24 protein-coding genes and 1 pseudogene are annotated in these 26,758 nt (G+C 56.1%); 6 read left to right on the forward strand and 19 right to left on the reverse strand.

Annotated elements, in window-relative coordinates; translation table 11 throughout:
* Positions 1–8: 8 nt before the first annotated feature.
* From ACUUL3_RS10805 to rfbF, 6 genes are read right to left on the reverse strand one after another with little or no spacing between them, the layout of a single operon-like run.
* The gene (locus tag ACUUL3_RS10805) at positions 9–1,178 is read right to left on the reverse strand and encodes a class I SAM-dependent methyltransferase (RefSeq protein ID WP_448551246.1); all 1,170 of its coding nucleotides are present in this window, start codon (positions 1,176–1,178) and stop codon (positions 9–11) included.
* Positions 1,165–2,085 carry an NAD-dependent epimerase/dehydratase family protein gene (locus tag ACUUL3_RS10810; protein WP_448551248.1) on the reverse strand — a complete coding sequence of 307 codons (921 nt, stop codon included), beginning with the start codon at positions 2,083–2,085 and terminating at the stop codon, positions 1,165–1,167. Before ACUUL3_RS10810 ends, ACUUL3_RS10805 begins: the two co-directional genes overlap by 14 nt.
* Positions 2,082–2,612, reverse strand: coding sequence for a dTDP-4-dehydrorhamnose 3,5-epimerase (gene rfbC, locus ACUUL3_RS10815; protein ID WP_448551250.1), 531 nt, complete (start codon positions 2,610–2,612; stop codon positions 2,082–2,084). Before rfbC ends, ACUUL3_RS10810 begins: the two co-directional genes overlap by 4 nt.
* Positions 2,612–3,844, reverse strand: coding sequence for a methyltransferase domain-containing protein (locus tag ACUUL3_RS10820; RefSeq protein ID WP_448551252.1), 1,233 nt, complete (start codon positions 3,842–3,844; stop codon positions 2,612–2,614). Before ACUUL3_RS10820 ends, rfbC begins: the two co-directional genes overlap by 1 nt.
* Positions 3,837–4,898, reverse strand: a complete 1,062-nt coding sequence (rfbG, locus tag ACUUL3_RS10825) for a CDP-glucose 4,6-dehydratase (protein WP_448551254.1) — start codon at positions 4,896–4,898, stop codon at positions 3,837–3,839. Before rfbG ends, ACUUL3_RS10820 begins: the two co-directional genes overlap by 8 nt.
* Entirely contained in the window at positions 4,898–5,671 is a 774-nt protein-coding gene (gene rfbF / locus ACUUL3_RS10830) for a glucose-1-phosphate cytidylyltransferase (RefSeq protein ID WP_448551256.1), read from the reverse strand. The genes rfbG and rfbF overlap by 1 nt, the downstream gene beginning before the upstream one ends.
* Positions 5,672–6,053: 382 nt before the next feature.
* On the opposite strand from rfbF, the gene ACUUL3_RS10835 reads away from it, so the two are divergent.
* Positions 6,054–6,368: a hypothetical protein gene (locus tag ACUUL3_RS10835; protein ID WP_448551258.1), complete on the forward strand. Its 315-nt coding sequence runs from the start codon at positions 6,054–6,056 to the stop codon at positions 6,366–6,368.
* A gap of 52 nt (positions 6,369–6,420) precedes the next feature.
* Here the strand turns inward: ACUUL3_RS10835 and tatC are convergent.
* Positions 6,421–7,205: pseudogene (tatC, locus tag ACUUL3_RS10840) on the reverse strand (twin-arginine translocase subunit TatC).
* Positions 7,206–7,320: 115 nt separating this feature from the next.
* On the opposite strand from tatC, the gene ACUUL3_RS10845 reads away from it, so the two are divergent.
* Positions 7,321–8,196 carry a YkgJ family cysteine cluster protein gene (locus tag ACUUL3_RS10845; RefSeq protein ID WP_448551260.1) on the forward strand — a complete coding sequence of 292 codons (876 nt, stop codon included), beginning with the start codon at positions 7,321–7,323 and terminating at the stop codon, positions 8,194–8,196.
* A 26-nt stretch (positions 8,197–8,222) separates the two neighbouring features.
* Here the strand turns inward: ACUUL3_RS10845 and ACUUL3_RS10850 are convergent, their stop codons facing one another.
* Both ACUUL3_RS10850 and ACUUL3_RS10855 read right to left on the reverse strand, forming a co-directional pair.
* Positions 8,223–8,906 (reverse strand): 5-formyltetrahydrofolate cyclo-ligase, encoded by a 684-nt coding sequence (locus ACUUL3_RS10850; protein ID WP_448551262.1) that lies wholly within the window; start codon positions 8,904–8,906, stop codon positions 8,223–8,225.
* 93 nt (positions 8,907–8,999) lie between these two features.
* Positions 9,000–9,935, reverse strand: a complete 936-nt coding sequence (locus ACUUL3_RS10855; RefSeq protein ID WP_448551264.1) for a D-alanyl-D-alanine carboxypeptidase family protein — start codon at positions 9,933–9,935, stop codon at positions 9,000–9,002.
* Positions 9,936–9,992: 57 nt separating this feature from the next.
* Here ACUUL3_RS10855 and ACUUL3_RS10860 point away from each other — a divergent pair, with 57 nt between their 5' ends.
* Together ACUUL3_RS10860 and ACUUL3_RS10865 are read left to right on the forward strand one after the other, a co-directional pair.
* The gene (locus ACUUL3_RS10860) at positions 9,993–10,253 is read left to right on the forward strand and encodes a hypothetical protein (RefSeq protein ID WP_448551266.1); all 261 of its coding nucleotides are present in this window, start codon (positions 9,993–9,995) and stop codon (positions 10,251–10,253) included.
* A gap of 197 nt (positions 10,254–10,450) precedes the next feature.
* Complete coding sequence (locus ACUUL3_RS10865; RefSeq protein ID WP_448551267.1) at positions 10,451–11,008, forward strand: methylated-DNA--[protein]-cysteine S-methyltransferase; 558 nt, start codon at positions 10,451–10,453, stop codon at positions 11,006–11,008.
* A gap of 165 nt (positions 11,009–11,173) precedes the next feature.
* On the opposite strand, the gene ACUUL3_RS10870 is transcribed toward ACUUL3_RS10865, so the two are convergent.
* The 10 genes from ACUUL3_RS10870 to ACUUL3_RS10915 all read right to left on the reverse strand — a co-directional run bounded on the left by ACUUL3_RS10870 (position 11,174) and on the right by ACUUL3_RS10915 (position 23,884).
* Complete coding sequence (locus ACUUL3_RS10870; protein ID WP_448551269.1) at positions 11,174–12,202, reverse strand: protein-glutamate methylesterase/protein-glutamine glutaminase; 1,029 nt, start codon at positions 12,200–12,202, stop codon at positions 11,174–11,176.
* Positions 12,203–12,258: 56 nt separating this feature from the next.
* On the reverse strand, positions 12,259–12,663 hold the full coding sequence (locus ACUUL3_RS10875) for a chemotaxis protein CheX (protein WP_448551271.1): 405 nt from the start codon (positions 12,661–12,663) through the stop codon (positions 12,259–12,261).
* 155 nt (positions 12,664–12,818) lie between these two features.
* On the reverse strand, positions 12,819–13,256 hold the full coding sequence (locus ACUUL3_RS10880) for a response regulator (protein ID WP_448551273.1): 438 nt from the start codon (positions 13,254–13,256) through the stop codon (positions 12,819–12,821).
* 85 nt (positions 13,257–13,341) lie between these two features.
* Positions 13,342–14,187, reverse strand: a complete 846-nt coding sequence (locus tag ACUUL3_RS10885) for an HDOD domain-containing protein (RefSeq protein ID WP_448551275.1) — start codon at positions 14,185–14,187, stop codon at positions 13,342–13,344.
* Positions 14,184–14,663 (reverse strand): chemotaxis protein CheD, encoded by a 480-nt coding sequence (locus tag ACUUL3_RS10890; RefSeq protein ID WP_448551277.1) that lies wholly within the window; start codon positions 14,661–14,663, stop codon positions 14,184–14,186. The genes ACUUL3_RS10885 and ACUUL3_RS10890 overlap by 4 nt, the downstream gene beginning before the upstream one ends.
* Positions 14,664–14,721: 58 nt before the next feature.
* A complete protein-coding gene (locus ACUUL3_RS10895) occupies positions 14,722–15,582 on the reverse strand; it encodes a CheR family methyltransferase (protein ID WP_448551279.1) in 861 nt (286 codons plus the stop codon).
* Positions 15,583–15,752: 170 nt separating this feature from the next.
* A complete protein-coding gene (locus tag ACUUL3_RS10900) occupies positions 15,753–16,262 on the reverse strand; it encodes a chemotaxis protein CheW (RefSeq protein ID WP_448551281.1) in 510 nt (169 codons plus the stop codon).
* Positions 16,263–16,365: 103 nt separating this feature from the next.
* The gene (locus ACUUL3_RS10905) at positions 16,366–18,660 is read right to left on the reverse strand and encodes a chemotaxis protein CheA (protein WP_448551283.1); all 2,295 of its coding nucleotides are present in this window, start codon (positions 18,658–18,660) and stop codon (positions 16,366–16,368) included.
* 230 nt (positions 18,661–18,890) lie between these two features.
* Entirely contained in the window at positions 18,891–20,612 is a 1,722-nt protein-coding gene (locus ACUUL3_RS10910; RefSeq protein WP_448551285.1) for a tetratricopeptide repeat protein, read from the reverse strand.
* 2 nt (positions 20,613–20,614) lie between these two features.
* Entirely contained in the window at positions 20,615–23,884 is a 3,270-nt protein-coding gene (locus ACUUL3_RS10915) for a transglycosylase domain-containing protein (RefSeq protein WP_448551287.1), read from the reverse strand.
* A 347-nt stretch (positions 23,885–24,231) separates the two neighbouring features.
* Here ACUUL3_RS10915 and ACUUL3_RS10920 point away from each other — a divergent pair, with 347 nt between their 5' ends.
* Both ACUUL3_RS10920 and ACUUL3_RS10925 read left to right on the forward strand, forming a co-directional pair.
* A complete protein-coding gene (locus tag ACUUL3_RS10920) occupies positions 24,232–25,902 on the forward strand; it encodes a LysM peptidoglycan-binding domain-containing protein (protein ID WP_448551289.1) in 1,671 nt (556 codons plus the stop codon).
* Positions 25,902–26,717 carry an SDR family NAD(P)-dependent oxidoreductase gene (locus ACUUL3_RS10925; RefSeq protein ID WP_448551291.1) on the forward strand — a complete coding sequence of 272 codons (816 nt, stop codon included), beginning with the start codon at positions 25,902–25,904 and terminating at the stop codon, positions 26,715–26,717. Before ACUUL3_RS10920 ends, ACUUL3_RS10925 begins: the two co-directional genes overlap by 1 nt.
* Positions 26,718–26,758 lie beyond the last annotated feature (41 nt).

Consider the following 26,758-nt stretch of genomic DNA (forward strand, 5'->3'; position numbering starts at 1 on the left):
GCGCCCTCTCATTCAAACAGTTGAACATTGATGCCACAGGAGGCCAAAAGCCCCTTTATTTCTTGCCGATAGTTTGGATTCATCAATACAACATAATCAATTTGCCGAGCAGGAAGCGTCTCGTACCCAAGGATGGCATGCCCGGTGCCAGGAATAAAATTCCCTTTCTTCTGAGGGTTGATATCGATAACGCAGTCGATATACAGCCCCTGGGGGTCGAGCATGTTCACAAAAGTCGATCCCTTCGCCCCGGCTCCCCAAATCGCAACCTTCCCCTTGGCCGCCAGCGACCGGAGCCGCTCCCCCCAGCCCCCAATCAATTTTTTTTCTTCCACCCCGAACTCTTCCGCCAACCGGGGTATATCGCCTGCGAGCCTGTGAACACTTTCGCCCTTCCCGGACAAAACCGCTTCCGTAAACAGGTACTGGCCATCGAAGACATGCCTGCATTCGCTCATCCTGAACCCTTCGCCTTCCAAGGCGGTCCGAAGCGAGTCCTTGGTGAACAGCGAGCAATGCTCATAAAAAAAGTCCCATATCACTTTATTGCGGAGAATCCACTCGACGCAGGGGGTTTCCAGATAGATCCTCGGATTGATCGAGTTTTTCAGAGCTCTGCGGATAGCGCTGAGCATGCTCCGCGGACGCCGGATATGCTCGATCACGTGTCTTGACACCACCACATCAGCAGGCACGCTTGCACAGTTTTCATCATAGAGGGTTCTGCGAAAATGCAGCCTGCCGTCACAAACGCTATCCGGTCCAATGTAACTCGGGTCAAAACCGTCACCCGTATTGCCATTCTCCGGATCCTTGACCAGCAAACGCAAAAAATCCCCCTTGCCGCATCCGACCTCGACGACGTGGCTTCGCACAACTCTCTTTTGGTTGATCAGGTCATCCGCCAATTTCGATACATAATTCTGGAAATAAGGGGAATGGGTCTGAGTATTGTCGTAATCCTCCCCATAATTGAACTTATCCTCGCTGAAGCTGGCGTTGTATATGAAGCCGCAGTCGAGGCAAACCATCATGTCAAGATCCCCACGCGGCACACGGGTTGCGGCTTCCCGGCTCGGCACAACAAGATTCTGGAGCACAGGCACGTTCTTACGCTGCAAAAAACTTTTCACAGACCCAGTGCCGCATACGGGGCAGTTACAGCTATGGTCTTTCATGCCCAACGTGCCTTTTCCAGTAGTCCACGGTTTCCATGAGACCCTCGACCAGATCGTAGCGGGGTATCCAACCCACTTCTGCCGCCAAACGTTTACAGTTTGCAACCAGCAGAGGAGGGTCGGAAGGAGAAACAGGCAAGGCCCCAAGAGCTACCATGTGTCGCGCTCCCACGATATCGGCTGCCGCGTAAATAATTTCCCGCAGCGCTACGGGCCGTCCGGAGGCGATATTCACGGCCCCTTCGACTTCACTGTCCAGCAATGCGACAAAAGCTGAAGCCACATCGTCCACATACAAAAAATCCCTCAACTGCCGACCATGCGTACAGCGCGCCTCCTCCCCCCGCAGGAGGGAAGTAATCACCGAAGACACCAACCTTTCCGGATATTCTCCGGGCCCGTATAAAAAAAACAGTCTCCCCCATGCACTGCTAAGCCCCTGGGTTCTGCAATAGGACGGCACCAGAGAAGATAAGGCGTACTTACAGATTCCATAGGGTGAAGATGGATTAAGAGGAGTGAGAGCCTCCGTACAGTAGCCATAGCCCCAGTCATACTCGGCGCAGGTTCCCGCCATGACAACCCGCCTTCCGCCTGCCAGGGCAAACGCCTCCAGCAGGTCAAGGCTTGCCCTGACCCACCGGTAGTTTTCAGGAGAATGCTGGTACTTCTTGGGTTCAGCATACCACGCCAGATGCAGAAGATGGGAAGGAGCCAACTCTGCCAGCAAGGCACGTACGGCATTCCCGTCAAAGAGGTCCAGACAATGCTCAAAAACCCCCTCCGGCAAATCGCCTAATTTTCGCGTCAATGAAACCGCGTGAACCTCAAAGCCTTTTGCCAAAAACGGCGCAATAGTTCTCTTGCCGACAAAACCGCTCGCACCGGTGAGGAGAACTTTTTTCATTTGTCAAAATCCTGATACTGCAGGTCCTTGGGTGAAATTATCCGCCCCGCCTCGGGCCAGCCAATAGCGAAAGACGGATCATCCCAACGGAATCCCCTTGCACTTTCCGGAAAGTAACACTCCGACATCTGATAAAAAACTTCCGTGTTATCCTGCAAGGTTTGAAAACCATGGGCAAAACCTTCAGGGACATAAAGCATTCTTCGGTTCTCGGCTGTCAATTCACAGGAAAACCATTTTCTATAATTGAGCGAATCAGGGCGTAAATCGACAATCACATCATAAATTGCCCCCTGTGTACAGCGGACAAGCTTTGCCTCCGCATGGGGAGCAACCTGATAATGCATTCCCCTCAACGTCCCCTTCTTCCTGTTAAAAGAAATATTGCATTGCACCAACCGCGGATTGAGCCCGAGCGCCTCGAACTCTCGCCGGCACCAGCTACGGGCGAAAAAACCTCTTTCATCATTCACCGGCTCGATATCGATAACATAAGCACCCCGCAGGGGCGTCTCCACAAACAGCATCAGAATACCTGCACTGTGGGAATGGGGACAACGAATCTTCCGCCCCACTCCCTGATCAGGCGCATTTGCCTTTCTATCTCATCTTTTAGATTCCAAGGCAAAATGAGAACATAATCCGGTTTTGTCTCCGCAATCTTATCAGGATCATGGATTGGAATATGTGTTCCGGGAAGAAACATCCCCTGCTTGTGAGGACTGCGGTCAACGACATAATCGATGAAATCGCCACGAATTCCACAGTAGTTCAAGAGGGTATTCCCTTTTGCCGCTGCGCCATATGCCACTACAGACTTACCGGCATCTTTGGCAGCAACAAGAAACTGCAGAAGCTCGCGTTTCGCCTTATGAACCTTCCCCTCGAATTCCTTATAAGTTTCCAGGCGGCCGAGTCCTCCATTCTCCTCTGCGGCAAGCAGCTGATGGAGCCTCGCTGATTCTTGAAACATGTCATTTTCGGCATGTTTTGCATAAATCCGCAGAGAGCCACCATGGGTGGACAATTCCTCCGCATCGAATACACGAAGGCCGTGATGAGCAAATATCCGCATAACAGTGGAAAGAGACAGATATGAAAAGTGTTCATGGTATATTGTATCAAACTGATTTTGCCGCATGAGTTGCAGGAGGTGGGGAAATTCCATGGTAATAACCCCACGTTGTCTCAGTAAAATTTTCATCCCCGCCACGAAATCATTAATGTCCGGCACATGAGCCAGGACATTATTGCCAAGTAAAAGATCAGCGCGTGTGCCCTCACCCACAAGCTTTTTAGCCGTCTCGACCCCAAAAAAACTCACCACAGTCGAAATACCATTTTCCTGGGCGACCTTTGCCACATTAGCCGCCGGCTCAACCCCCAAAACCGGAATCCCCTTCTTTTGGAAAAACTGCAACAGATAGCCATCATTGCTGGCGATCTCGACAACCTGATGCCTGTTGTCATAGCCAAAACGCTTGCTCATCTCCTCAACATAGACCCTTGCATGCTCAAGCCAACTTTGGGAATAAGAGGAAAAATACGCATACTCAGAGAATATTTGCTCTGGAGACTCGAATTCTTCAAGTTGCACCAGAAAACATCTCTCGCAAACATATGCATGAAGGGGGTAAAAAATCTCCCTCTTCCGCAAGTCCTCCCCTTTGACATACGCATTGGACAGGGGACTCATCCCCAGGTCGACAAACGTGTGAGTAAGCCGTTTATCGCAAAATCGGCAACAGGGATCACCCATCTTTCCTCTCCCAACGCATATAACGCAATATTTGCTCTTCAGTGACCCGTTTCATGTCTTGTCCTTCATGGTGGGCCAGATACCATTCCACAACCCAATCGAGGGCTTGAGGAAGGGAAAGCTTCGGCGCCCAGCCCAGATAGGTTTTCACCTTGCTGCAGTCCAATTTGAGATAACCGGCCTCGTGGGGATGTTCCCCATTATCTGTTATCCAGCGGGCTCCACCGCCCCACTTTCGGCAGAGATGCTCTACTATCCAGCCCACAGGACGCGCACTTTCTTCGTTGGGCCCAAAATTCCAGCCTTGCGAAAAGGCGGCCCCATTTTCCCACATTTTTTCGGCAAGCAGCAGGTACCCTCCCAACGCCTCAACCACATGCTGCCAGGGCCTGATTGCCTGGGGATTACGAATCCTGACAGGCTCACCAACGACAAAACTCTTCATGATGTCCGGGAGAAGCCGGTCTTGCGCCCAATCACCACCTCCGATTACATTGCCAGCCCGTACCGACGCCAACGCAATCCCCGCTTTTGCAAAAAACGAATCACGATAGGCACTTGTCACAAGCTCAGCACAGCCTTTACTGCAGGAGTATGGGTCGTAGCCACCCATGGGATCCGTTTCACGGTATCCCCAAATCATCTCCCGGTTTTCATAGCATTTATCGCTTGTGATATTGATGACGACTCTCGCGGTTGCGGTTTTTCGAATTGCCTCAAGAAACGACACCGTCCCCATAACATTTGTCGAGAATGTGCCGACGGGATCTCTGTAGGATGGCCTCACCAAGGCTTGCGCGGCCATATGGATGGCAATATCAGGCTTATACTGGCGAAGCGTATTTTCAAGCCTGCCCAGATCACGGATATCACCGATGACAGAAACCATCCCATCGGCTACAGCGGCAGCCTCAAAAAGATTTAACGCATTCTCCGGCGGCAAGGAATACCCAACCACGTCCGCACCGAGCTGACCCAGCCATAAAGCGAGCCAACTGCCCTTGAACCCGGTATGACCGGTAAGAAAGACTCTTTTCCCCTTCCAAAAATCCATTACTTCTCCCACACCTTCCAAGGAGCCCCCCCGGAATTCCATATCTTTTCGAGGTACTCCTTGTCGCGGAGCGTATCCATGCATTGCCAGAAGCCATGGTGCTTATAAGCGGAAAGTTGCCCCTCGCGCGCCAGCCGCTCCAGAGGTGCGCGCTCCCAGGTTGTTGTATCATTTTCAATATAATCAATCACCTTTGGCGAAAGAACAAAGTACCCACCATTGATCCAACCACCCTCGCCATGCGGTTTTTCCACAAACTCCGTTATCTTGTTTTTGTCCATTCCCAGCACCCCAAATCGTCCGGGAGGGTGCACCGCGGTGACCGAGGCAAGGGTGTTTTGCTCTTTATGAAAAGCAAGCAGGCCCGCAATATCGACATTGCTGACCCCGTCACCGTATGTAAAAAAGAAATCCTCATCATCAAGATAATCCCTGACGCGCTTCAACCGGCCGCCGGTCATCGTGTTTTCTCCGGTATCAACCAACGTCACCTTCCATGGTTCTGCATGGTTGTGATGCACTTTCATGTTATTTTCAGTCATACAGAAAGTTATATCAGACATATGCAGGAAATAGTTGGCAAAATACTCTTTTATCATATAGCCTTTGTAGCCGAGACAGATGACAAATTCATGAATACCGTGATAGGAAAAAATTTTCATGATATGCCAAAGTATCGGCCTGCCGCCAATCTCCACCATCGGCTTAGGGCGCACAACTGTTTCTTCACTGATACGCGTACCAAGCCCACCACACAAAATGACAGCCTTCATAAATATCCCTTTTCTTTTTGCATCGCATCGAAGATTAAAACGGCTTCGGATTTCACCATATGTAAAGCAGGAAAAATATTCCCCCCTTCTTTTCACGATCATGAACAAAAGCAAACATTATGCCAACAAAGAACCACCCTCAGCTCCCTGGGGAAAATCAGGAAGTTCTCCCCGCGACCATCATTACCGTTAAACATATCGACAGCCAACACCATGAAGTTGAGTCATTATTTTGACACGATGATACCCTTCCCACCCAGCACCCTCAATCCTGTTTCCCTCGATTTTCCAATGACATTTTCCACTGCAATGCATATAATAATTTAACATCAGTAAAATATTCGATCCCCATCCCTTTCAAACGGTTGCCGAGCAGCCTTGTATGGGTGGAAAAATGGCTCCTGAAATCACACAATCCCTCAAGACCTCCGCCTCGGCATCCCTGCGCACGTATGCCACTGAAAAACAGGTTGCCACCCAGAAAGTCCGTGAGGCCCGCAATGAGCAACGCTCCGCCTCCCAGCGTATCCGGGATGCGCAGGCAGAAGAGCAACGCGCCCAGCGCAGGGTCGACGAAGCCCGCAGCGAAAAACAGCAGGCGGACCAGAGAGTCAGGGAAGCGGTGAATGAACAGACGCGGGCCAGCAGGGCCAATCAGCAGCAAACCCGCGGGGAAATCATCAACGTGGTGGTTTGACGCGCTGGCTTTTTCCCGTCCCTCTCCCCACCTTACGGCGCCCCCCGGGCTGTCAGCCGCTCTTCTCCACTTCTGCAAATCCGGACAACCGTTTTTTGCCGAACAACCAGACAGCACCGATGCTCACCTCATAAAGCACGATGAGCGGCACCGCCATGAGGCACTGATTGATAACGTCCGGAGTGGGGGTGAGTATGGCGGCGATGACAAAGGAAAGCAGGATGGCATACTTCCGGTGCCTGTTCAGGAAGGCGACGTTGACCATGCCCATCTTGGCAAGAAGCACCATGAAGATGGGAAGCTCGAAGATAACACCAAAGGCGATGAGAAGCCGGAGGCAGAGAGAAAAATACTCCCTCACCGCCGGCATGGGGCTTAAAAAATCATTGGAATAGCCGAGCAGGAACTTGAAGGCCGGCGGGAAGACGACGAAATAGCCAAAGGCGGCACCACCGAGAAAAAAAATGGAGGAAAGCAGGCTGAAAGGCAGGATCACCCGCTTTTCATGACTGTAAAGCCCGGGGGCGACAAAACGCCAGATCTGATAAAAGATGACCGGACTGGCCAGAAGAAGCCCGGCCACCAAGGCAAGCTTCAGGTAAAAAAAAACCCTTCCTGGTAGGAGGTGAAAATCAGGCTGGCATGCTCGGGCATGGTGGCAAAAAGAGGAGCAAAAAGCCACTCCCCCAACTCCTTGCTGTACGAGTAGGCCACCGCAAATCCCACCGCCGTGGCGATGAGCGAATAAATGAGGCACTGCCGCAGGTCTGCCAGATGTTCCGTTAATGCCTGCTTCTGAAACTCATCCATACCATCCTCGCCATTGTGTAAGATCATTTTCCCGTCAAAACACCGGCCATACTACCTTTTCTCTCGACACTGGTCAAGGAGTGCCTTTAACCTATTCCTCAGGCTTGCATTGCTTGTCGGAAGCCGGTATTAGTCATTGATCATGGTCAAGACAAAAAACGAACAATTCAGCCGAGGCATCGAACGGCTCGGGCAACCCGTCCTGCCGCTGGTCCGTATCCTCCAGCTTCTCTACCTCACCGGCCCCTTTGAACGCATCGCTCCCATCCTTGAGGAACTGAACGAACCGGTGGAAATGGAAACCGCCGTTTACCACGACCCGAAAGCCTTACTCCTCCGTTATCTTCCGACGCTTCAGCTCTTTGAGCATCTTAAACACCCCGGCCCGGTCGACTTTCTCGTTTACAACGAAGACCGGGAACAGCTCGACAGCTTTGAGAGTATCGAGCTTATGGCCTGCCAGGAAATCCTCAAACAGGAGCTGGAAGAAATCAACAGCCTGCTCTGCGGCCCCTGCGGGTGCGCCCTCTGCTGCGTTGGTCCCACCGGGGGGATGGCCCAGGACTTCTTTGAAATTCCCCTGACCGCAACGGAAATCTCGCAGTTCCAGATCCCCAGGTTCGACACGGCGGCAAGCCGCCAGACCGACCCCTACCACGAACCGCCCTTCAGGGTCGGGGGGAAACCCTTTTTCTCTGCCCCGTTGGCGCTGTATCATTGGCGACACAACTGGAGCCTGATCCTGCCCAAAAAGAGCAGCTGCCCCAACCTCGACCCGGCCAGCGGCGGCTGCACCATCTACCCGAACCGCCCCGAGGTGTGCAGGAGGCCGCAGATCTTTCCCTACGCCCTCGAACGAGCGCCTGAACTCGACACGGAAGGCAGGACAGCGTACTGCGTGCGGCGCAAGCTGTTGGCTGTTTGGGATTGCCCTTACGTGCAGGAATTGCAGGGGGAAATTGGCCTCTACGCCGAGCTGTGCGGCCTTGAGCCGATATTCAAACGAAACAAGGGCTGAACAATAACCGCGTGGGCACGGAAGCCTCACCGTTGCGAAAGCTTCCAGAGCGGGGTTATTTTTTTTATCCTTTTTGCCGGCAGCTCTGCCCACAGCAAACGCCGGCCAAGCGGGGGCTCCTCACTTGCGGCGAGCACCTCCTCCGAGGTCACCAAGCCGTTCAGGCGCACATCCCAGGCAGCAAGCTCGATCTCTTCGGCCAGGATCCGGGCGGCCTCTCCCACCACGCCAAATGTTCTCGACTCCGGCACCAAAGCCCCCGACTCGGCGAGAATGGCAACGGTGAGATCAAACAGACCTTTGCCATCCCCGACAAACCCGCCGGAACGGTCCGTTGCCGCGACCTCGGTGAAGAGCAGCCCCGCGGGCATCTTGCGCAATTCTTCCTCGCCGACCTTCAGGCCATACTGCGCCAGCCCCTTGTAGGTTACCGCATACCCCAAGTCACGGAAAGGAACCTGATAGGGCCTGAGCAGCAAGAAACCTTCCTTGAGCCCCTGCGCAGGCATGAGCAACTCCTTGCCGTCAAGCAGGGCGTTGATCCTCACCTGCTTGAGGATGGGCGCGGGAGTGACAAACACCCGGGTCGTCTGCCGATACTGCGCAAATCGCCTGACCAGTTCCGCGATCTTTCCCGGGGAATTCCCTTTCCGGAACTGCTGTGCCTCCGGGTCGAAACTTGCCGCCCGTGCCCGTTCTTTTGAAATCATGCCCGCTCCCCATCACAGTCCTGAGACATAAAAAAAGCCGACAGGCAGAACCTGTCGGCTTTTGCTTTTGCTGTTGGATATTCAGACAGAAAATTAGAGTTTAGCCTTTTTTTTCTGCTCGGCCAAAACGGTGAAATCGGCAATTTCCTGTTCCAGTTTTTTCCGGCTCGAAAGAGGAACACGTACGCTTTCACCGTCATCGACATTCTCCGCAACCTGCATCACCCCGCTCTTACGCTGCTGCGTAAAACCATACTCGACCAAGGCCGCGATGTCGTCCCACATGGCCTCGCTGCCCATGATGGCAACCACCAGCGCATGCCCACCCCGCTGGAACTTCCCGACATAAGTTTTCCTGGCCGCGTGCGTGTAGCCGGTTTTCCCGCCCACTGCGCCGTCAACGGTCCACAGGGCCTTGTTATGTGTCCGCAGCAATTTCCCGTCGCTTGTCTTGACGGCGGTACGCCCCATCCGGTCGGCGAACTCCTGGTTTTCCATGGCCTTGTTGAATATTTGCGCCAGGTCCCGCGGGGTGGACTGCTGCCCCGCCCTGGTAAGGCCGTTTGCTGTTTTGCAGATGGTATTTTTCGCGCCAAGCGCCTGCGCCTTCTTGGTCATCAAACGGGCAAAGGCCTGCTCGGAGCCGGCAACTTTTTCCGCCAGCGCCACGCTTGCATCGTTGGCAGAGGCGAGCAGCACCGCATTGATCAGGTCCGTCGCCTTGTAGGATGCCCCGCGCCGCATATACATTTTTGACCTCGGCATGTTCACCGCATATCTGCTGGCATAAACCGGTTCTTTATCCTTCAGGCTCTCTATGGCGATCAGACCGGTAACAACCTTGATGGTGCTGGCAGGCTGCCCGGGTTGGTCGGGCATGTGGGCGTAAATGGTTTTGCCGGTTTTGGCATCCATCACATACGCGCTTCGGCAGGAAAGCTTTGCCCGAAGCGCGACTGGCGAGCCCTGCACCCCCCTGACAACATCCGGCTTCTTTTTGAACCGCTCCGAAGAAGCCAGATTCACCACGGCAAAACGATCCTCTTCAGTGGCAGAGACGCCGCTTCCTTCATCAGGGGCAAATTTATGTTTCGACTGGAGGGTTACCACATTGAGGGAAGAAGCAACATCCTGTGCGGCGGCAAGGGGAGCCGCGGCGAAAAACAGGAGGAAGGCCAAGCATATTATTCTGGCGAGAATCCGGTTCATGCCCTATCTCATCGTCAGGGAAAAATTGTAAAAAATAAAACAGGTTACACCGCAGAAAAACGATATCTCTTTTTTTCTATAAAATATACTTGCCTCAAAAATCAAGGTTTTTTTGAACTTATCGACATATCAACTTGATTTTATGTTATTCTAAGCACGATCATCCCGCTTGTCATCGCTTGCTAAAAATCGCGTATATGCTTGACGTTATCATGCACGATCTTGCCCGCCACCGCTACAGTTCTTATCGAAAACGCGAGGAATTCAATTAAAAAAATATTTAGTGTTTCCTGCAATATCCGGATACACCACCCAGGAAGAGGTCAAAGCAAACCATGAACTTCATATCGGCAACTTTTTGGCTGCAAAACACCCCCCTCTTCACGATTTATTCCGGCAGCACCCCAATCATTCACACTTTTTCCCGGGAAAAATACTCCCGATCCTGCGACTGGCTGGAAAAAGAATCACGGCAATCGGTAAAAATCGTCCCCCCGGAGAATCACCCCTTGGGGAAATCGCTTCCGCAGATTCTCGCCGGAGAACTGCGACTCACCATGCTTCCTCCCTCCCCATTTCTCCGCATTGCCACGCCATTCCAGCGAAAGGTCTGGGAACTTCTTTTGGCAATCCCCCATGGAGAGACAAGGACATATGGTGATCTGGCCGTGGCCTTGGGCGGAAAAGGATATGCCAGGCCCGTGGGACAGGCGTGCAATGCAAACCCCCTCGCCCTGCTCATTCCCTGCCACCGGGTGGTGGGCGCACAAGGACTGGGGGGGTATGCGGGCGGTTTGCCACTGAAACAATATCTGCTTGCACTGGAAAAACAGACCGCTGCGGGCGTGGCAGGAACAAATCCGCTCAACCCGTTGATAAGAACACTGCCATGACATTGCCGCGCAGAGAGCGGTATCAGAGTCCGGAGCAAGGCGGCTGAAAGAATGACGGGATTGCGTTACCCTCCAACGGGATGCCAACAAACGCGCCGGTCGCAAGGGGCTCTCCATCTCCGCACTACTGAAAGACTGACGGAAAAGGGTTTTCCCGACAGTCTGTTAAAGCATTTTCATGACTTCACCAGGGATGTCGCGGAGGGTGACGATCTTGTCCACGCCCCCGGCCTCGATGGCCTCCTTGGGCATTCCGAAAACGACACAGGATTTTTCATCCTGGGCAATGGTCTGCGCCCCGGCTTCTTTCATCTTCAGCATCCCCTGTGCCCCGTCCTTACCCATCCCGGTCAGGATGACACCGACCGCGTTGGCGCCGCCATAGGCCGCAACCGAGTTGAAAAGAACATCCACGGCAGGACGCTGGTAACAGACCAACGGTCCGCTCTTGATGTTGACATAATAGCGGGCGCCGCTCCGGCGCATGACCATATGGAAATTTCCCGGCGCGAGGAGGGCGGTGCCCGGCACCACCGAATCCCCATCCTGAGCCTCTTTGACCCGGATCTGACAAAGGCTGTCCAACCTTTCGGCAAAGCTTTTCGTAAAATTGGCCGGCATATGCTGAACGATCATGATCCCGGGGGTGTTTGCCGGGAACTGGGTAAGCACCTCCTTGAGGGCCTCGGTGCCACCTGTCGAAGCACCGATGGCAATAATCTTGTTGGTCGTTTTGGTAAGTGAAAGCTTTGGCGCCTCAGGGCGGACCGCGGCAATATTTCTTGCCCTCTGGGCCATATTGACATGGGCCGCAGCCCGGATCTTCTCGGCCAGCTGGGCGCTCATGTCACCGACGGAATAGGCCTCGCCGGGCTTGCAGATTACATCAACCGCGCCGCTCTCCATGGCCTCCAGCGCCAGTGAACCGCCGGTCGGGGTCAACGAGCTGACGATGATGACCGGCAACGGAAAGTACTTCATCAATTTCCGCAGGAAAGTGATACCGTCCATCCGGGGCATTTCGATATCAAGGGTCACCACATCCGGCTTAAGGGCCACGATCTTGTCTCTGGCCACATAGGGATCCGGGGCAGTGGCTACGACCTCGATATCCTTCTCATGGGACAACTCCTCACTGAAGACCTTGCGGACCACCGCGGAATCATCCACCACCAACACACGTATTTTTCTCATGGCATTCGTCGCTATTTCGCTACTTGTCTCAGGAAATTTCCTTCCTTTCACCGGTTTCAAGCATGGTTGCCGACAACCCAGAGCACCCCGAATTCGGTATTAAACAGAGACAAACCCTGCTCGCCAAGCAGACTCTCCGGGGAGAAATCCGCAAGCTCCCTGGTCGCGGGGATGGCAAGGGAGGCCTTTCCCCCGGGATCCAGCTTGCCGAGCAGGCTGCCGATGGCCATGTTCGCCGTTTCCGCGGCCGTGTCCCTGATCTGCGCATCCTGCACATCGGTTTCGTCAATCCCGAGAAAATTCACGGTGATATTCTTGGCAAGCTCCCGGGGAAAAAAGAAACGGAAACAGCCGGTATGGCCGCCGGAATAGGTGATGGTTGCCTCAATGTATCCGCCGTTCCCCCCCAGGGTCTCCTTGTCCGGCGGTTCGGCAAGAGGCTCAAGGAAGGTAAAAAACATGGTTTCGAATACCTCCGAGAACGTCTCAAATATCGTCTTTCGCAACCGCTCATCCATTCCGCCACCTTCCCAACTCTGATTGCAGGCATTGCCAGATACGGTGATGCCAATGATCCCTTGTTTCCTTTTGCTCCGCGCCCGCCAGCTCCCGGCTTTTAAAAATCCAGGTCATCGCCGCCGCCCTCGTCGGACAGCTCCGTCATCCGATGCTCGTAGGCCTTTTCCAGCACTTCGTACAAAATGGCCTTGATGGCTTCGGGCTGAAACGGCTTCTTCACATAACCGGCAACCCCGAGCTTTTTCGCCTCCTCCTTCCGGGCATCACTCCCCTCGGTGGTGATGAAAATAAGAGGGATCTTTTTAAGATCCTCATCGGCGCTCACCACCTTGAGAAGCTCCATCCCTCCCATCTCCGGCATATTGATGTCGGAGAGGATGACGTCTATCCAGTTTTTTTCGAGAATCGCCAGGGCCTCTTTGCCGTTTGCGGCCTCATGAAACTCCCCAACAGGCACGCCGGACATACCAACTGTCTTCTTGATCACGGCCCGCATGGTCTCAGAATCATCTGCCACCAAAATATTGAAAGCCATTTCCCTCTCCTACCAAACAAACATTATTCTCAGGTTACCTCTTGCAACCATCAGGGATTGCCAGCCTCAAGGCCGGCAGTCCCGCTTACAGGTGAAACAACTCCTGCGCCCGGTCAATTTCATCAAGCAGATTCGCCATGCACAGATCAAGGTGCATGGGGGTAATGGCAAATCGTTTCAGTCCGATCCCCTGCAGCTTTGTTGACAAACCATCCGCGCCGACGCCGATGCCCATACTGATAACCAAGGCGTTGGCCAAAGCAACCACTGCGGTGAGCGGCTCCTTCTCCAGGGCATCCGGATCATGATGCTGCTGCACAGCCAGCTCCATCTCCCTGGGGAACTCCCACTGCCTGAGAATCATCCCCCCCAGCTCCGCGTGGGAGGCGCCCAACAGTTCTTTTTCCGCCTCCACAAAGGAGCAGCCGTCCTTCACGACCTTCATCATGATCTTCTTGAATTCGTCGGCCACGAAGCTGCTCAAAAACCTCTTGCCGATATCATGAAGAAGGCCGGCGGTATAGGCGCTGCCCTGATCAACATCCTTCACATGCTTGACAAGCTCCTTGGCCATGATGCCGGTGGCGACGGAATGCTTCCAGAGATCACCCTGTTCAAGTTTGTAGCCTTCTCCTGCCGCCCCCTTGTAATACCGCGCACTGCTGCTGGTGATGATGATATCCTTCAACGTCGCGTTCCCCACCACGACCAGGGCTTCATCAAGGGAGGCCACCTTGCGGGGCAACCCGAAGTAAGCCGCGTTGCAGATCTTCAGAACGTTGGCGGTAATGACCTGATCATACTGGATTACCTCGGCCAGATCCGCGGCCCCCACCTCGGGATCGTTCAGCATCTCGGAAACACGCTGCGCCACCTTGGGAAAAGGAGGAACATGCTTTACCAGGGAGAGGATTTCTTCCAAACGGCTCATAACTCAAACTCTCCTCTTCCAGAAACCTTTAAGTGCGTAATGCCGGTGCCGATTTCAAGACTCACGGTCCTGTTCCCGGAGCCCCCCACATCCTCTTTGGCGACCATGATTTGATTTTTCCAGAAAATTTTCCGAAGGACGGCATGGTTCCGCTTGCCAATATTGAAAACGCCCGCGTTGTCCATGATCTGAGAGCCGCCAACCACCTTGACTATCAGGCGGTTCTTCATGGCCCCGAATTTGTAGGTTTCCTTAAACAACCTCGGAATGCCGGTGTCCGCGAACATGAAGGGCTTGACCACCGCCTTCTCCTTGTCCAGGGAAGAGTCGGGAAGCATGTAGTGCAACAGGCCGCCGACCTTGGCCACCGGATCCCAGATGACGAGACCGATGCACGAACCCAGCGAGTATGTGATCAAGACATCCTCAGGCTTGTTACTGACCTTCATGTCTGAAATGCCGACAACTATCTTCATGCGTTCGTGATCCCGTACCCCTTATTGCGCAAGGAACAACACCTTTCCACAAAAGGATTCATCGTTTTTGATACGCCGTGGCGTCAATCTGGGTAAAACTGTGCTTCAGACTGGTGATGCTTTCCGAATGGCCGATGAAAAGATACCCTCCGGGGCTTAATGCCTGATAGAATTTATTGACCAGCTCCTGCTGGGTCTCCCGATTGAAATAAATCATCACGTTCCGACAGAAGATAACGTCAATGCTGTCACGCCAAGGGAAATCACCCATCAGATTGAATCGCTCAAAGTGCACCACGCGCCTCAGATTGTCCTTTACCTTAACATATCCCTCTGATTTTCCGACCCCACGCTGAAAATATTTTTTCAGCAACGGCTTGGGCACCTTGGTAATCCGGTCATCCGCATAGACCCCCTGCTTGGCATGGGCCAGCACCCGCGTGGAGATGTCGGTCGCCATGATCCGATACCTGAAGCCGGGATGCTGGCAGGCAAAGTCCTCCACCACCATGCCCATGGTATACGGCTCCTCGCCTGAGGAACAGGCAGAAGACCAGAGCAGCACCTCCTTGTTCTTTCCTCTGCCCTCCAGAACAAAGCCGGGCAAGACCTTGGAAGTCAGGATTTCGAAGTGGGAATTTTCTCGGAAAAAAGAGGTGAAATTGGTGGAAACGCTGTCAATGAGATGGATAAGCTCTTCGCCGGACTTGTCGCGGATGACATAGTCATAATAGTCCTTGAATGAGCTTATCGCGGTTGCCCGCAACCTTTTGCCAAGGCGGGCGTTGAGAAGTTCCTTCTTCTCCGGCTTCAGATAAATCCCGGTTTTCTCGTAAACCAGATCACTGAATTTCTTGAACTGCTCATCGGTGAGCTGATGGTAGCGAATACCGAATGATCCGTCACTGTTCAACGCCACATCGTGCTCCATTTGCCCGGACGGAAAATTCGCGGAACCGCCCGCGGACAGCGGCGGTAATTTTTATTGACCACGCAAAAACCTCGAAAAACGCCAGGCCCGCAACGACAACGCAAGAAATCACCCAACAATGGCCATGGATGTCAGGGTCGCGTGATTGCAACAACTTCTCACTGCGATTCGAACTGTTTCAAAAGCCCTTCGCCGACAACCTTGTCCACGTCAAGAAGGATCTTCACCTCTCCTTTAATCTTGGCCATTCCGAGAATATTCTCCGTCTCGGCCGATGTGCCAAGGGAGGGCGGCGGCTCGATTTCACCGGCCGCCACGTTCAGAACCTCCGACACGGAGTCAACGACCATCCCGACCTGCACCGGCGCCGTCTGTCCCTGCACCTCGACAACGATGATGCAGGTTCTCTCGTTGTACTCCTGTGGACTCATGCCGAATTTCAGACGCAGGTCCAAAACAGGAATAACGCGACCACGCAGATTGATCACGCCTTTTATATAGGTTGGCGTATGGGGCACGGCGGTGATTTCCATCACCCCGATGATCTCTCTGACGCTGAGGATTCCGACGCCGTAGTCCTCTTTGCCCAGGGAAAAAGTAAGATATTTCCCCGCCAGTTCGCTGCACCCCTGGCCCACACCCTGCGCTGTTACGCTTGCCGCCTCCATCAACACCCTCCTTTTTCAAAAAACCGTATGGTCTTTCCACACAATTCACAAGGAACAAGACACCACCAAAGCACCCCGCCCGCGGCCCCTGACCCCGAAGGGATCAGTTCGCGGCACTGGCGATGACGCCTGCCAGATCAAGGATAAGACCAACCCGGCCGTCACCCAGGATGGTCCCGCCGGCAACGCCCTGAACATCCTGCAGGCCGCCGAGACTCTTGATCACGACCTCCTCCTTTCCGAGAAGCTCGTCAACCATGAGAGCGCGCCGCCGGCCTTCATTTTCGACGACCACCACGATGGCCTCACAGGGGTCGGAATGAGTCGGCTCCACGCCGAAAATCTCATAGAGCCTGATAATGGGAACCAGATCGCCGCGCACCAGCAAGGTCTCGCCGCGACCATGCACGGTATTGTAGTTCTTCCGTTCCGGGTGCATGGATTCCTGAATGGCGATGGTGGGAATGATATACCGCTCGCCGCCCACCCGGACAATGATGCCGTCAATTATGGCAAGGGTAAGGGGAAGGCGGATCATAAACAGCGAGCCCTTCCCTGATTGGCTCTGCACCTCGACCTTGCCGCGCAGCTTCTCCACCGCCTTTTTCACGACATCCATGCCCACTCCGCGGCCGGAGACATCGGTAATCTTGTCCGCCGTGGAAAAACCGGGGAGAAAGATGAGATTGTTCAGCTCAAAATCACTGAGATTGTCCGAATCGCTGATCAGCCCACGCTCCAGGGCTTTCTTGCGAATCTTCTGGGTATTGAGCCCCTCGCCGTCGTCCTCGATTTCGATGACCATGCTGCCGCCCTTCTGATAGGCGCGCAGAAAAACCGTGCCGGTTTCGGGCTTGCCGCATTTCATCCTCTCCGCCGGCATCTGGATGCCATGATCAACCGAGTTGCGCATCATGTGGACCAGAGGATCGTAAATGGAATCAACCATGTTCCGGTCGATTTCGGTCTCGGCGCCCTCCATGATCAAATCCACCTTCTTCCCGGTTTTTTTGGAGAGATCCCGGACCAGGCGGATCATCTTGTCAAAGGTTTGCTTGATGGGCACCATCCGCATGGACATGGCGGTGCGCTGCAGCTCGGAGGTTATCCTGCTCAGCTGGGAAAAATCCTTGGTCAATTTGGGATCGGCGATGCGGGAAACCAGCTTGTTCTGGCGGACCAGGGATTGCATGATGACCAGCTCGCCCACGGCGTTGACCAGCGCATCCAGCTTTTCCACATCAACCTTGATGGAAGAGCCCAGTTTTTTCGGGCCCGCATCGGCGGCCGCCGGCCGCGACTGCGCCCCGAGCGAGGGGACGGGCCGGCCGTTGCCTGCCCCGGGCTGCGGAACCTGGGGGGAAGGGCGCACGGCAAGGGGAGCCTCCTCCTCGCTCTCCTCCGCTTCTTCCTCCTGAATCGCGGCAGGCGCCGGGCCGGCCGTTTCCGCGGACGCGGCTTCGACTGGAGTTTCGGGTGCCGCGCCTCCTCCGCCCTGCTGCAGTTGGGTGATCTCCGCGATAAAACCGCTGATATCGGTATCCTGATACCGCTCCGGGCCATGTTCCAACACGTCTTTAATATTCGCCACCATGGATTTGAGGGCATCGCCGACGGTCAGAACGATATCGATCACCTCGGAATCCATGGCCCGTTTGCCATTACGCACGTCATCCAGCAAATTTTCCGTGGCGTGGGCAAGCTTGTTGATGGTTTTCAGGTTGAGAAAGCCGGAAACACCCTTGATGGTGTGAAAGGGCCGGAAGATATTATTGATGATATCCATATCATCCGGACTCTGTTCCAGCTCAAGAACATTGACTTCGATGGATTCGAGATGCTCAAAGGCTTCCTCGATAAAACCGGCCAGAAGGTCTTTATCCTGCAGAAAATCCGGCACGGCCTCGGCGGGCTTGCCGCTCGGCGCCGGCACGGCCTCGGCTTGGGTCTTTGCCGGCTCTTGGCTCCTTGTCCCGGCACCGACCTCCGCCCGGGCCTCTTCCCCCCCCCCTCCGGAACCAGGCCGGGAAAAGGCATTGGCGTCCATGGCATATCCGGTCTTGCCCAGGTTTTCACGGAACAGGGCGATGATCTTTTCGTCGGCCACCCCCTCTTTGCGGATCGTTTCCTGCATCTGGGTCACGCACTGTCCCAGCAGATCGTAATTTTCCGCGGAGTCGGCCAGCTCGCCCATGATGATCCGCTCAAGAGCCCCCTTGAAGGCGGCGCCCATCTGCTGAATAACTTCGGGGATCCCCTCTGCCGCCTGACCGGGCAACAGCTTTTCGATCAAATCAAGCAACTCGCCGACCACCGAAAGATCGCCCGGCTCGATCATTAAAATTTTCAAGGCCATTTCATCCAGTATTTCGGATAACGGCTTGTCGCCATTTGCCATAAATGCACTCCTTAAGCGCGCAACAACACCCTGAAATGACTGTACTTTTACCGTATCATTTTAACAGGAACAATTCTCAGATTATTTGTATATACTGCCCAAACATTGACAAAGATTGCAAGTGTTTTTCGCAGGCCTATCAAGGGATAGCATCCCGACAACCCTATGAAAAATCAAGCCATTTCCCTTCATGCAACAACGGGCCGCCCGCGTCAGCAACAACACCCGCGTCACTGCCAGCTGCCCGCGCCACCCCGGGCATTCTCCGTCCCCGGAGGCGGAGGGGCCACGAGATCGCCGGCATTGTCCATCCCACCGGGGATCTGTTCCGCAATGCTTTTCAGATTGAGTCTCACCTTATCCAGAATCTCGCTGTCAGGGTATTTTCTTACAATTTCCAGTAGCAGCGCCCGGGACTCCAGCATCAACTGCCGTTGCCCCCCGACGTCTTTACTTTTTTTCGCCTTTACGAAAAGGGCGGCGGCCCGATGGCGCATCTCATTGGCCGCCAGATTGACGGCCTCCGCCATCTTTGCTCTGGCCTTTTCCTCATAGTCGGTTCCGGCCAGAGCGGAAAACGCCTCTATCGCTTCGTCGTACCGGCGCAACCCCAGGAGATTCATCGCCCTTTCCCACTGGCCGAGCAGAGTTTCCCCCTGATCGGAATTCAGCGTTGCCGTGTCCTGATTTTCGGCGCCCTTCACCCTTGCCCGGATTTCTTCCACATGCTGACGTGCTTCCGGGGCCAGATCCTCCCGCAGGAGAGCATCGAGCAGCGCGGCGGCCTCGGAGAATTTATTTTCAGCAATCAGTGCCTCAACCGAGGCAAGCTGCGTGCCGGTCCAGGTACCGGCCCGGGCCTGCGCAAGGGCGACAAGCTGCCGGGCCCGGGCCAGCACCGGACTGCCAGGAGCGGTGCGCTCCAACAGCGTCAGGGTGTCCTGCATCTCCGCCGGCACCTGCCTGCCGTCAAAAAGGAGATAATCCCGCAACAAACCGGCATATAAACGCATCTGTTCCCCAGAAGCCGCCCCGGCCGCCAGCAAAACAAGCTGCTCATCCACCCAGCGCCGGTCGCCCTGCTGCCCTCCGTAGTAACGCGCCAGTTCGCCATACAGCCTGCGGGCCTCGCCGGTCCGCCCGCCAACGAGGAGCAAGTCCGCGTACAGCATCTTAAGGCCGGTGAGATCACGCGGCTTTTCCCGTCCAAGCGTGTCCTGCAAAACCTGAAGAGCCTCGACAAGCTGCCCCTTGTGGAGCAGGGCGATGGCAATCTGCTCAATCACCTCGGGGGCCGGCGGATGCTGTGGATAAAGGGCGCCAAGCCCTCGGTAGGCGCCGATCGCCTCGTCGTACCGCGCACCTCCCACGGCGTCGATAATCGTTTTCTCCATTTCCTCGGCCGCCCTCTGCCCGAAAACGCCCTGCCAATGCTCCACGCCTTCCTTGCCGCTCATGTACACGGCCTGGCAACCGCCGACAAGATACTCCATATCCGCTGCGGTGGTGGCGGCAAGGAGCTGGAAATCAAGGGCGCCCCCTCCGGGACCGCCCGCCAAACGTCCGTATGAGGCAAGCAGGGCATCGAGCCGCCCCCGGCACTCGGCCCAGCCGGCGGGGCGTTCCTCCGGAATATTCATGGCCAGCATGCCCTCTTCCAATTCGGACCACTGCTTGGCCTTTGCCTGATACAGGGCATATCTGCCGGCAACATGGGCGCGCAGGGAGGCCAGCGCATCGCCGGAAAACGCGTGTTCCTGGGCCGGAATCTCGCCTCCCACCCCTACTCCGGCCCCCGCGCTGGCCTCCCTGCCGCCATCTTCCCCTTGTCCAGTCACGACCGGCGTGACTTCCGGCCGGGCCACCCTCGTGGGGCCCGAGGCACAGCCGCCTGCCAGGGCCGCCGTCAGCGCCAGCACCAAAAATCCGGATTTCAGCAAATACCGCTGCATTCTCAATTCTCCTCAACATCCCAGTAGGGCTTAAAAAATCTGGCCAGCCTGATCTCGCCATCCCCCACCCTTTCGCCAAAGGTGGTGACCAGGGCATTACCGTCCCGGAACGCCGGGAGGCCGCCCAATTCGTCGCCGACCCGCACACTCGTCTGCCCCAATTGTCCATAGGAAAAGGGCACTTCTCCCGCCCCGGCAAAGGAGAGATCGGCAAGATCAAGCCTGGCGGCATAATCCCCGGCAAAAAAGATGGCGTTGGCCAGGCTGACCCAGGCCGGCAGCGCTCCGCTCGCCCCGGACAGCCGGATTGTCCTTCTCTCCATCGGCGCATTGTCATCATACCCCACATAGGAAGTGAGGACATAGCCGTTTTCGAGCACAAGCCTGCCATCCTCGCCCAGCCCGGGCACAAAGCCGGCAAAAGCCGCATTGGTGAAGCGATTGGCCGTGCCGGTCTTGCCGAAAACCGGGACGAGCAGATCAAGGGCGCGCAGCTGCTCCTCCCGCTCCGGGTCCGGGCTGTGCAGCCGCACATTCCGCTGCGCATAGTTTCCCGTGCCGAAGCGGACGACATTCCGGAGGATGTCCGCCACCTGCAGCACGGTTTCCGGCTCGGCGACCTTGCGGACATGCTCCTCCGGGGCGTAGATCACCTCCCCGTCGGAATCCTCGATCCGGCCGATAATGGATATCGCCTCGCCGGCGTCGGGTCGCCCGCGGCCGAAAACCTTGCCGCTCCGCAGCCCTTCATAAGCGCGCGCCGCCTCCAGGAGACTGATGACGTTTGATCCCAGGGGAAAGGATAAAACAGGATCGAGCTTGCTTGCAATACCAAGTTCCCGGCACAGCCCGGTCAAATAGGTCAAGCCGGCCAGGATCCTGAAATCGCGAACCGCAAAAAGCACTTCACCGCTGTACGGCGGCAGAGCGCTCAACCGCTCATATTCCCCCTGCAGGGCATCGGCCAGCAAGGCGAGGGTGGGCGGGGTGAAAACCCCTTCGATGAGAACATCGTCCCAGAACTGTTCCCGTCGTTCCGGGGAAAGCTCCGCAAGCATGCCGGCCAGTCGGTGCCGGGAGACTCTTTCCCAGCCAGGCGCCGGCCCTTCTTCCGCGTAGATACGGCGCCCGCTCTTTGTCTCAACGTAGAGGGGCAAGGCTTCGTCGCCTCCAGGCAACTCCCGGTTCCCGGCCAACCCTCTCAAGTTCTCGCGGAGCCGCTGATAACGGAGGTAGTTGTTTTTCAGAATCTTGCGCCGCAACCGGCACTCGGCCACGGTCCGATTTTCATTGGCCCGCAGCGCCCGGCCAAGCTCACGGTCATTTTCCTCGCTGAATTTATCAAAGCCACTGCCGTAATGCAGATTCTGCAGCGCGGCGTGCTCTTCGGCCTTGCCCTCAAACAGCAAATCCGGCTCCACCTGCTCCACCGCTTTTTCAAAGGCGGCCTGCCGCAGGGTTTCCTGATTCACCAATACGCCGAGGCTGTCACGTATCCTGAGATAATACTGCTCATAGGATTCCTCCTCCCCCTGGGCAAGCCCCAGGTGCCGAATCAACTCGGCAAACTGGGCCGGAACAAGCTGGTCGCAGAGATGATACAGGAGCCAGACGCTGGCCAGGTTCTCGGAATGAACCCCGGCCCAGCTCATGGAAACGGATTTGTGGGGACTGTTATGGTCGGGTCTGGGAAAGTAAGGGGTGTTCTGATAGACAAAGACATTGCGCTCGTTGTTCAGGATATCCAGATTGTTCCAACCCAGCTGCAGGGCGGCGAGATAGACAAGGGGCTTGATCACCGAGCCCATGGAGCGCTTGGCCGTGACCGCCCGGTTGTAAAACTTGTTGTCCATGCCGCCGACCATGGCCCGGATCGTCCCATCCTTCAGGGCAAGAATCGCCCCCTGCAGCCGCGGGTATTTCTCCAGGTCGAGCAACGCTTCCCCGGAGATGCCGTCTTCAGCGCGGATACTGACGAGAACCAGATCCCCCTTTGTTATTTTTTTCAGGAACCGCGCCGTGTCCGCCTTGTTCGCCTCGGCCCAGGCATTGCGCTCGTAACGGACCCACGGAGAGACGATGTTCCGGATCCCCGCCGCATCGACACGACCGAGGCGGCCATTCTGCCTGTCAAGGGCCACGGTCAGCTGCGGTTTTTCCGCGTCGACCTCGGTCACCTCCCCCACCAGAAACCCGCGCCGCTGCTGCTCGCTGTCCTTGCCAAAAGGCATTTTCCGGTAAATTTGCTGCAGCCCTGCCTGATCATAGCCGGAAAGAGAAACATCGAGGCGGGATAACTCCTTGCGCAGGCCGTACATGGCACTATCCTGCAGATCTTTCTCAACAGTGGTGTAGATGCGAATCCCCGAGGTGGCGACATTGTCGATCCCCGCCTGGGCCAGGGCCTCTTCCACCTCGGGCTCGGCCAGGCCTTCCTTGACCAGATCCATGACGGTGTTCAGGGAAAAATACATCCGCCCCTGCCGGAAAGGGATCCGGCGGGCGATCTGCTGCTGGTACTCCTCCGCAGAAATCATGCCCAGCTTGTACATCTGCTTGAACACGTAGCGCACCCGCGCCTGGGCGCGTTCCCGGGTCTGGGCAACCGCGGCCTCGTCGGCTTTCAGGAAGGGATTGTAGTAATTGGGCCGTTTGACACTGCCGGCGATAAAGGCACACTCGAGAAGATCAAGGTCGGAGGCGGATTTGTCAAAATAATAGCGGGCCGCCACTCCCAAACCGCGCCCGTTCCCGCTCACATAGAACTGGTTTGCGTAAAATTCGAGGATCTTCTCCTTGGGGTAATGATACTCCAGCCGGAGGGCATAGAGCAGTTCCTTGAGTTTCGCGGCAAGCGAGCGCCCCTGCCGTTTGAACAAGTTCTTCGCGGCCTGCTGACTCAGGGTACTTCCGCCCTGCACGACTCGGCCGGCACGGATATTCGCCAGCAGGGCCCGTAGCACCCCGGGCAGGTCGATGCCTGGATGCTCAAAAAAAGCATGATCTTCCGCCGCAACGATGGCCTTGACAAAATGCCGGGGGATCTCCGCATAGGGAACGTATTGCCGGTGCGCCTCCTCGAAGAAGACCCCCACCTTGTTGATCCCGTCCGCATAGTAAACCGGGCTTTCCATGGCCAGAATCTTTTCGATGTTTTCCTGGCGAATGGCTTCGCCGGGAGACAGCACCACAAGCAGATACAATGCCCCCGCCCCCGCGAGGAGAGAAAGAAAGGCGACGGCCGTTACAACAAAAAAGATTTTTTTCAGCATCACGTGTTCACAGGAAGAGGACGAATACCGCCGGAGGGAAATCCCGCTAACCCAGCCAAATATTTCACAAAGGCCTTACAGCCGCAAGCAAAAGCAAGTTTTTTCGTTGCGGGAAAAGATATTGTCCAGTAAAAGAGGCTGAGTATTATCTGGGCGGATTTTGATAGTTTTTTATAAGAAATGTTTGACAACCGCTCCATCTCACTATGAAAATAGTTTGGACGGCACCCGGCCCCAAAAGGTGCCGAACTGAATGTAGCATATTACACGATCAGGGGAAACAAGGCTTGCACAATCCAGAAGATTTACAAGAACCGTTTCCCCCGGCGATGAGGCGGCCAGGGCTTTTGCTTCTTGCCGCCCTGCTCTTCGCCGCCGTCGGCTGCGCCCCTCTTGCCCCCCCGCCGGACACCTTCTCGACCGACCATTCTTCCCCGCCAATCGCCTGGAACGATCCCTCCCCGCCCAAGCTGAGCGCGCCCGAACCGTTTGTCGTTCCGGAAACAACCCGGCTCAACCCCTGGCAGGGACAACTGCCCGGACCGGCGGAGGCGGAGACCGAATCTCTCTACGATTTTCCGGTCACCATGAATGAACAGGTGGAGTACTATCTGGATTTTTTCCAGAACCGACAGCATGACGCTTTCGGCGGCTGGCTTTCCCGCGCCGGCCGCTACCTGCCCATGGTGAAAAAACAGCTCGCCGAGGCGGGACTCCCCCAGGATCTCGCCTACCTTCCTCTCATTGAAAGCGGCTACAACCTGCGCGCTTACTCCAGCGCCGCAGCCGTCGGCCCCTGGCAGTTCATGCGGGCCACAGGGCGGGGCTATGGCCTGACGGTGAACAAATACGTCGACGAACGACGCGACCCGATAAAATCGACCCAGGCGGCCGTGGCCTATCTTTCAAACCTCTATGAGGAATTCGACTCCTGGCACCTGGCGGTCGCCGCCTACAACGCCGGCGAGGGAAGAATCCGGCGGGCCATCAGGGAAGAAGACTCCACCGATTTCTGGGAAATCGCCAGCGGCCGCTATCTGCACAGCGAGACAAAGGACTATGTCCCCAAGCTCATTGCCGCCATCATGATCGCCAAGGATCCCGAAAAATACGGCTTTACGGACATCGAGTACGAGGAACCCCTTGATTTTGAGACGGTCCATGTGCCCCGCTGGACCTCCCTCAAAGCGGTTGCCGTGGCCTGCGGCACCGATTTCGACGAGATCTACGACCTCAACCGCCAGCTGTGCAAGGCCATCACTCCCCCTGATGTCGCCCGCTACCCGCTGCGGGTCCCCCTGGGCAAGAAAGAGCTGGTGCAAAAAAATCTCCCGCGGGTCAGGGAGGTTGCAAGCATCGACTACCGCGACCATGTGGTCGGCAAAGGGGAAACCATCACCAGGATCTGCAAGAAATACAACCTGAAGAAAACCACCCTGCTCAAGGCAAACAACCTTCGCCACGAAAGGCTTACCCTGGGCCAGCACCTGCGCATCCCCTTCCAGACCACGACCTTTCAGCTTCTCAGCGAAGAACAGCTGGCCAAGGCGGAAACCGCCAGGCAGCCGGCAAAAGAGGATCTGGTGCTGCACACCGTAAAGAACGGCGAAACAATCGGCAGCATCGCCAAACGCTACGCCGTGCCCGCCCACCTGATCGCCACTTGGAACAAGCTGAAGGATCCGGGTCGCATCAAGGTCGGCCAGGAACTCGCCCTCTACATCCGGGGGGGGGCGCCCCAGAAGACAAGCCAGGCGGCCCCTCGCCCCCAATCGGGAAAAAGCGCGAAGAAGAGCAGATCCGACGAGAAGAGCGCGTCCGCTGCCAAACAGCCCAAGGCGGCCAAGGGGAAAAAAGCCACCACCTATCTGGTCAAGCTGGGCGACACCCTCTGGTCCATCGCCCAAAAATACCAACTCTCGCCCCAGGACATCAAAAGCTGGAATCAGCTTGAGAACGACCGCATTCAGCCGGGCAGCCGCCTTCTCTTGAACCTGCCGCAGGACATGGACACCTGATGGAACTGCACGGCAAGGTCGCCCTTGTTCTCGGTGGAGCAAAAGGCATCGGCAAGGCCATCGGTTTTGCCCTGGCCGGACGGGGGGCAACGGTGCTGCTCACCTATTTCGACTGGCCCGAGGAAGCGGCGGCCATGCAGGAAGAACTGCGGCAGCTCCCCGGCGACCACGCCGCCTTCCGGATAGACCTGCGCGACCCGGATCAGATCAGCGCCCTCCTTGCCACCATCCGCGCACGCTACGGCGCCCTGCACATCCTGATCAACAACATCGAACGCGGCGGCATGCCCGTGGTGCATGGCGCCTATACGCCGGCCCAGTGGGAGCTTGAGATGGCCACCACCCTGCGGGCCAAGTGGTGGGTCATGCATTCGGCGCTGCCGCTGCTGAAGGAAGCTCCCGAGGCGGCGGTGATCACCTTTTCCTCCATAGCCGGCCTTGTCGGCCGGAGCGGTCCGGCCGCCCTCATCTTCAACGATGCTTACGGCGCGGCAAATCGCGCCGTCTCCTCCTGGACGGAGACCTGGGCCAGAGAAGGCGCGCCCTCGGTGCGGGTGAACGAATTGATGCTGGGATTTTTTGAAACCAGACATGCCGAGAAAACCCGGGGCTGGGGCCTGCTCAGGCCCGCCCAACAGGAGGCGATCCGCACACACACCCTGCTCAAACGCACCGGCACCATGGAGGAAATCGTTAAGGCGGTATTTTTTCTTCTGACGGAAGCGACCTTCATGACCGGCGCCGTCATCCGCATGGACGGCGGCTACCTGCTGGGCGGCGAAGAAATCCCGCCCATGCCGCGGGGAGTGGAATAGCCGTCAGCGGTCAGCCGGCGACGTCGGTCTTTTTCAGCCTT

Source organism: Thiovibrio sp. JS02, from assembly GCF_053485635.1.

Coding starts and splice junctions, on each gene's coding strand:
- ACUUL3_RS10835 (WP_448551258.1), top strand. CDS start 6,054: ATGGGTGGAAAAATGGCTCCTGAAATCACACAATCCCTCAAGACCTCC.
- ACUUL3_RS10890 (WP_448551277.1), bottom strand. CDS start 14,663: ATGAAGATAGTTGTCGGCATTTCAGACATGAAGGTCAGTAACAAGCCT.
- ACUUL3_RS10905 (WP_448551283.1), bottom strand. CDS start 18,660: ATGGCAAATGGCGACAAGCCGTTATCCGAAATACTGGATGAAATGGCC.
- ACUUL3_RS10870 (WP_448551269.1), bottom strand. CDS start 12,202: ATGAGAAAAATACGTGTGTTGGTGGTGGATGATTCCGCGGTGGTCCGC.
- rfbC (WP_448551250.1), bottom strand. CDS start 2,612: ATGCTGTTTGTGGAGACGCCCCTGCGGGGTGCTTATGTTATCGATATC.
- ACUUL3_RS10925 (WP_448551291.1), top strand. CDS start 25,902: ATGGAACTGCACGGCAAGGTCGCCCTTGTTCTCGGTGGAGCAAAAGGC.
- ACUUL3_RS10850 (WP_448551262.1), bottom strand. CDS start 8,906: ATGATTTCAAAAGAACGGGCACGGGCGGCAAGTTTCGACCCGGAGGCA.
- ACUUL3_RS10900 (WP_448551281.1), bottom strand. CDS start 16,262: ATGGAGGCGGCAAGCGTAACAGCGCAGGGTGTGGGCCAGGGGTGCAGC.
- rfbF (WP_448551256.1), bottom strand. CDS start 5,671: ATGAAGGCTGTCATTTTGTGTGGTGGGCTTGGTACGCGTATCAGTGAA.
- rfbG (WP_448551254.1), bottom strand. CDS start 4,898: ATGGATTTTTGGAAGGGGAAAAGAGTCTTTCTTACCGGTCATACCGGG.
- ACUUL3_RS10865 (WP_448551267.1), top strand. CDS start 10,451: ATGAACTTCATATCGGCAACTTTTTGGCTGCAAAACACCCCCCTCTTC.
- ACUUL3_RS10885 (WP_448551275.1), bottom strand. CDS start 14,187: ATGAGCCGTTTGGAAGAAATCCTCTCCCTGGTAAAGCATGTTCCTCCT.
- ACUUL3_RS10915 (WP_448551287.1), bottom strand. CDS start 23,884: ATGCTGAAAAAAATCTTTTTTGTTGTAACGGCCGTCGCCTTTCTTTCT.
- ACUUL3_RS10875 (WP_448551271.1), bottom strand. CDS start 12,663: ATGTTTTTTACCTTCCTTGAGCCTCTTGCCGAACCGCCGGACAAGGAG.
- ACUUL3_RS10820 (WP_448551252.1), bottom strand. CDS start 3,844: ATGGGTGATCCCTGTTGCCGATTTTGCGATAAACGGCTTACTCACACG.
- ACUUL3_RS10860 (WP_448551266.1), top strand. CDS start 9,993: ATGTTTCGACTGGAGGGTTACCACATTGAGGGAAGAAGCAACATCCTG.
- ACUUL3_RS10810 (WP_448551248.1), bottom strand. CDS start 2,085: ATGAAAAAAGTTCTCCTCACCGGTGCGAGCGGTTTTGTCGGCAAGAGA.
- ACUUL3_RS10880 (WP_448551273.1), bottom strand. CDS start 13,256: ATGGCTTTCAATATTTTGGTGGCAGATGATTCTGAGACCATGCGGGCC.
- ACUUL3_RS10805 (WP_448551246.1), bottom strand. CDS start 1,178: ATGAAAGACCATAGCTGTAACTGCCCCGTATGCGGCACTGGGTCTGTG.
- ACUUL3_RS10845 (WP_448551260.1), top strand. CDS start 7,321: ATGGTCAAGACAAAAAACGAACAATTCAGCCGAGGCATCGAACGGCTC.
- ACUUL3_RS10910 (WP_448551285.1), bottom strand. CDS start 20,612: ATGCAGCGGTATTTGCTGAAATCCGGATTTTTGGTGCTGGCGCTGACG.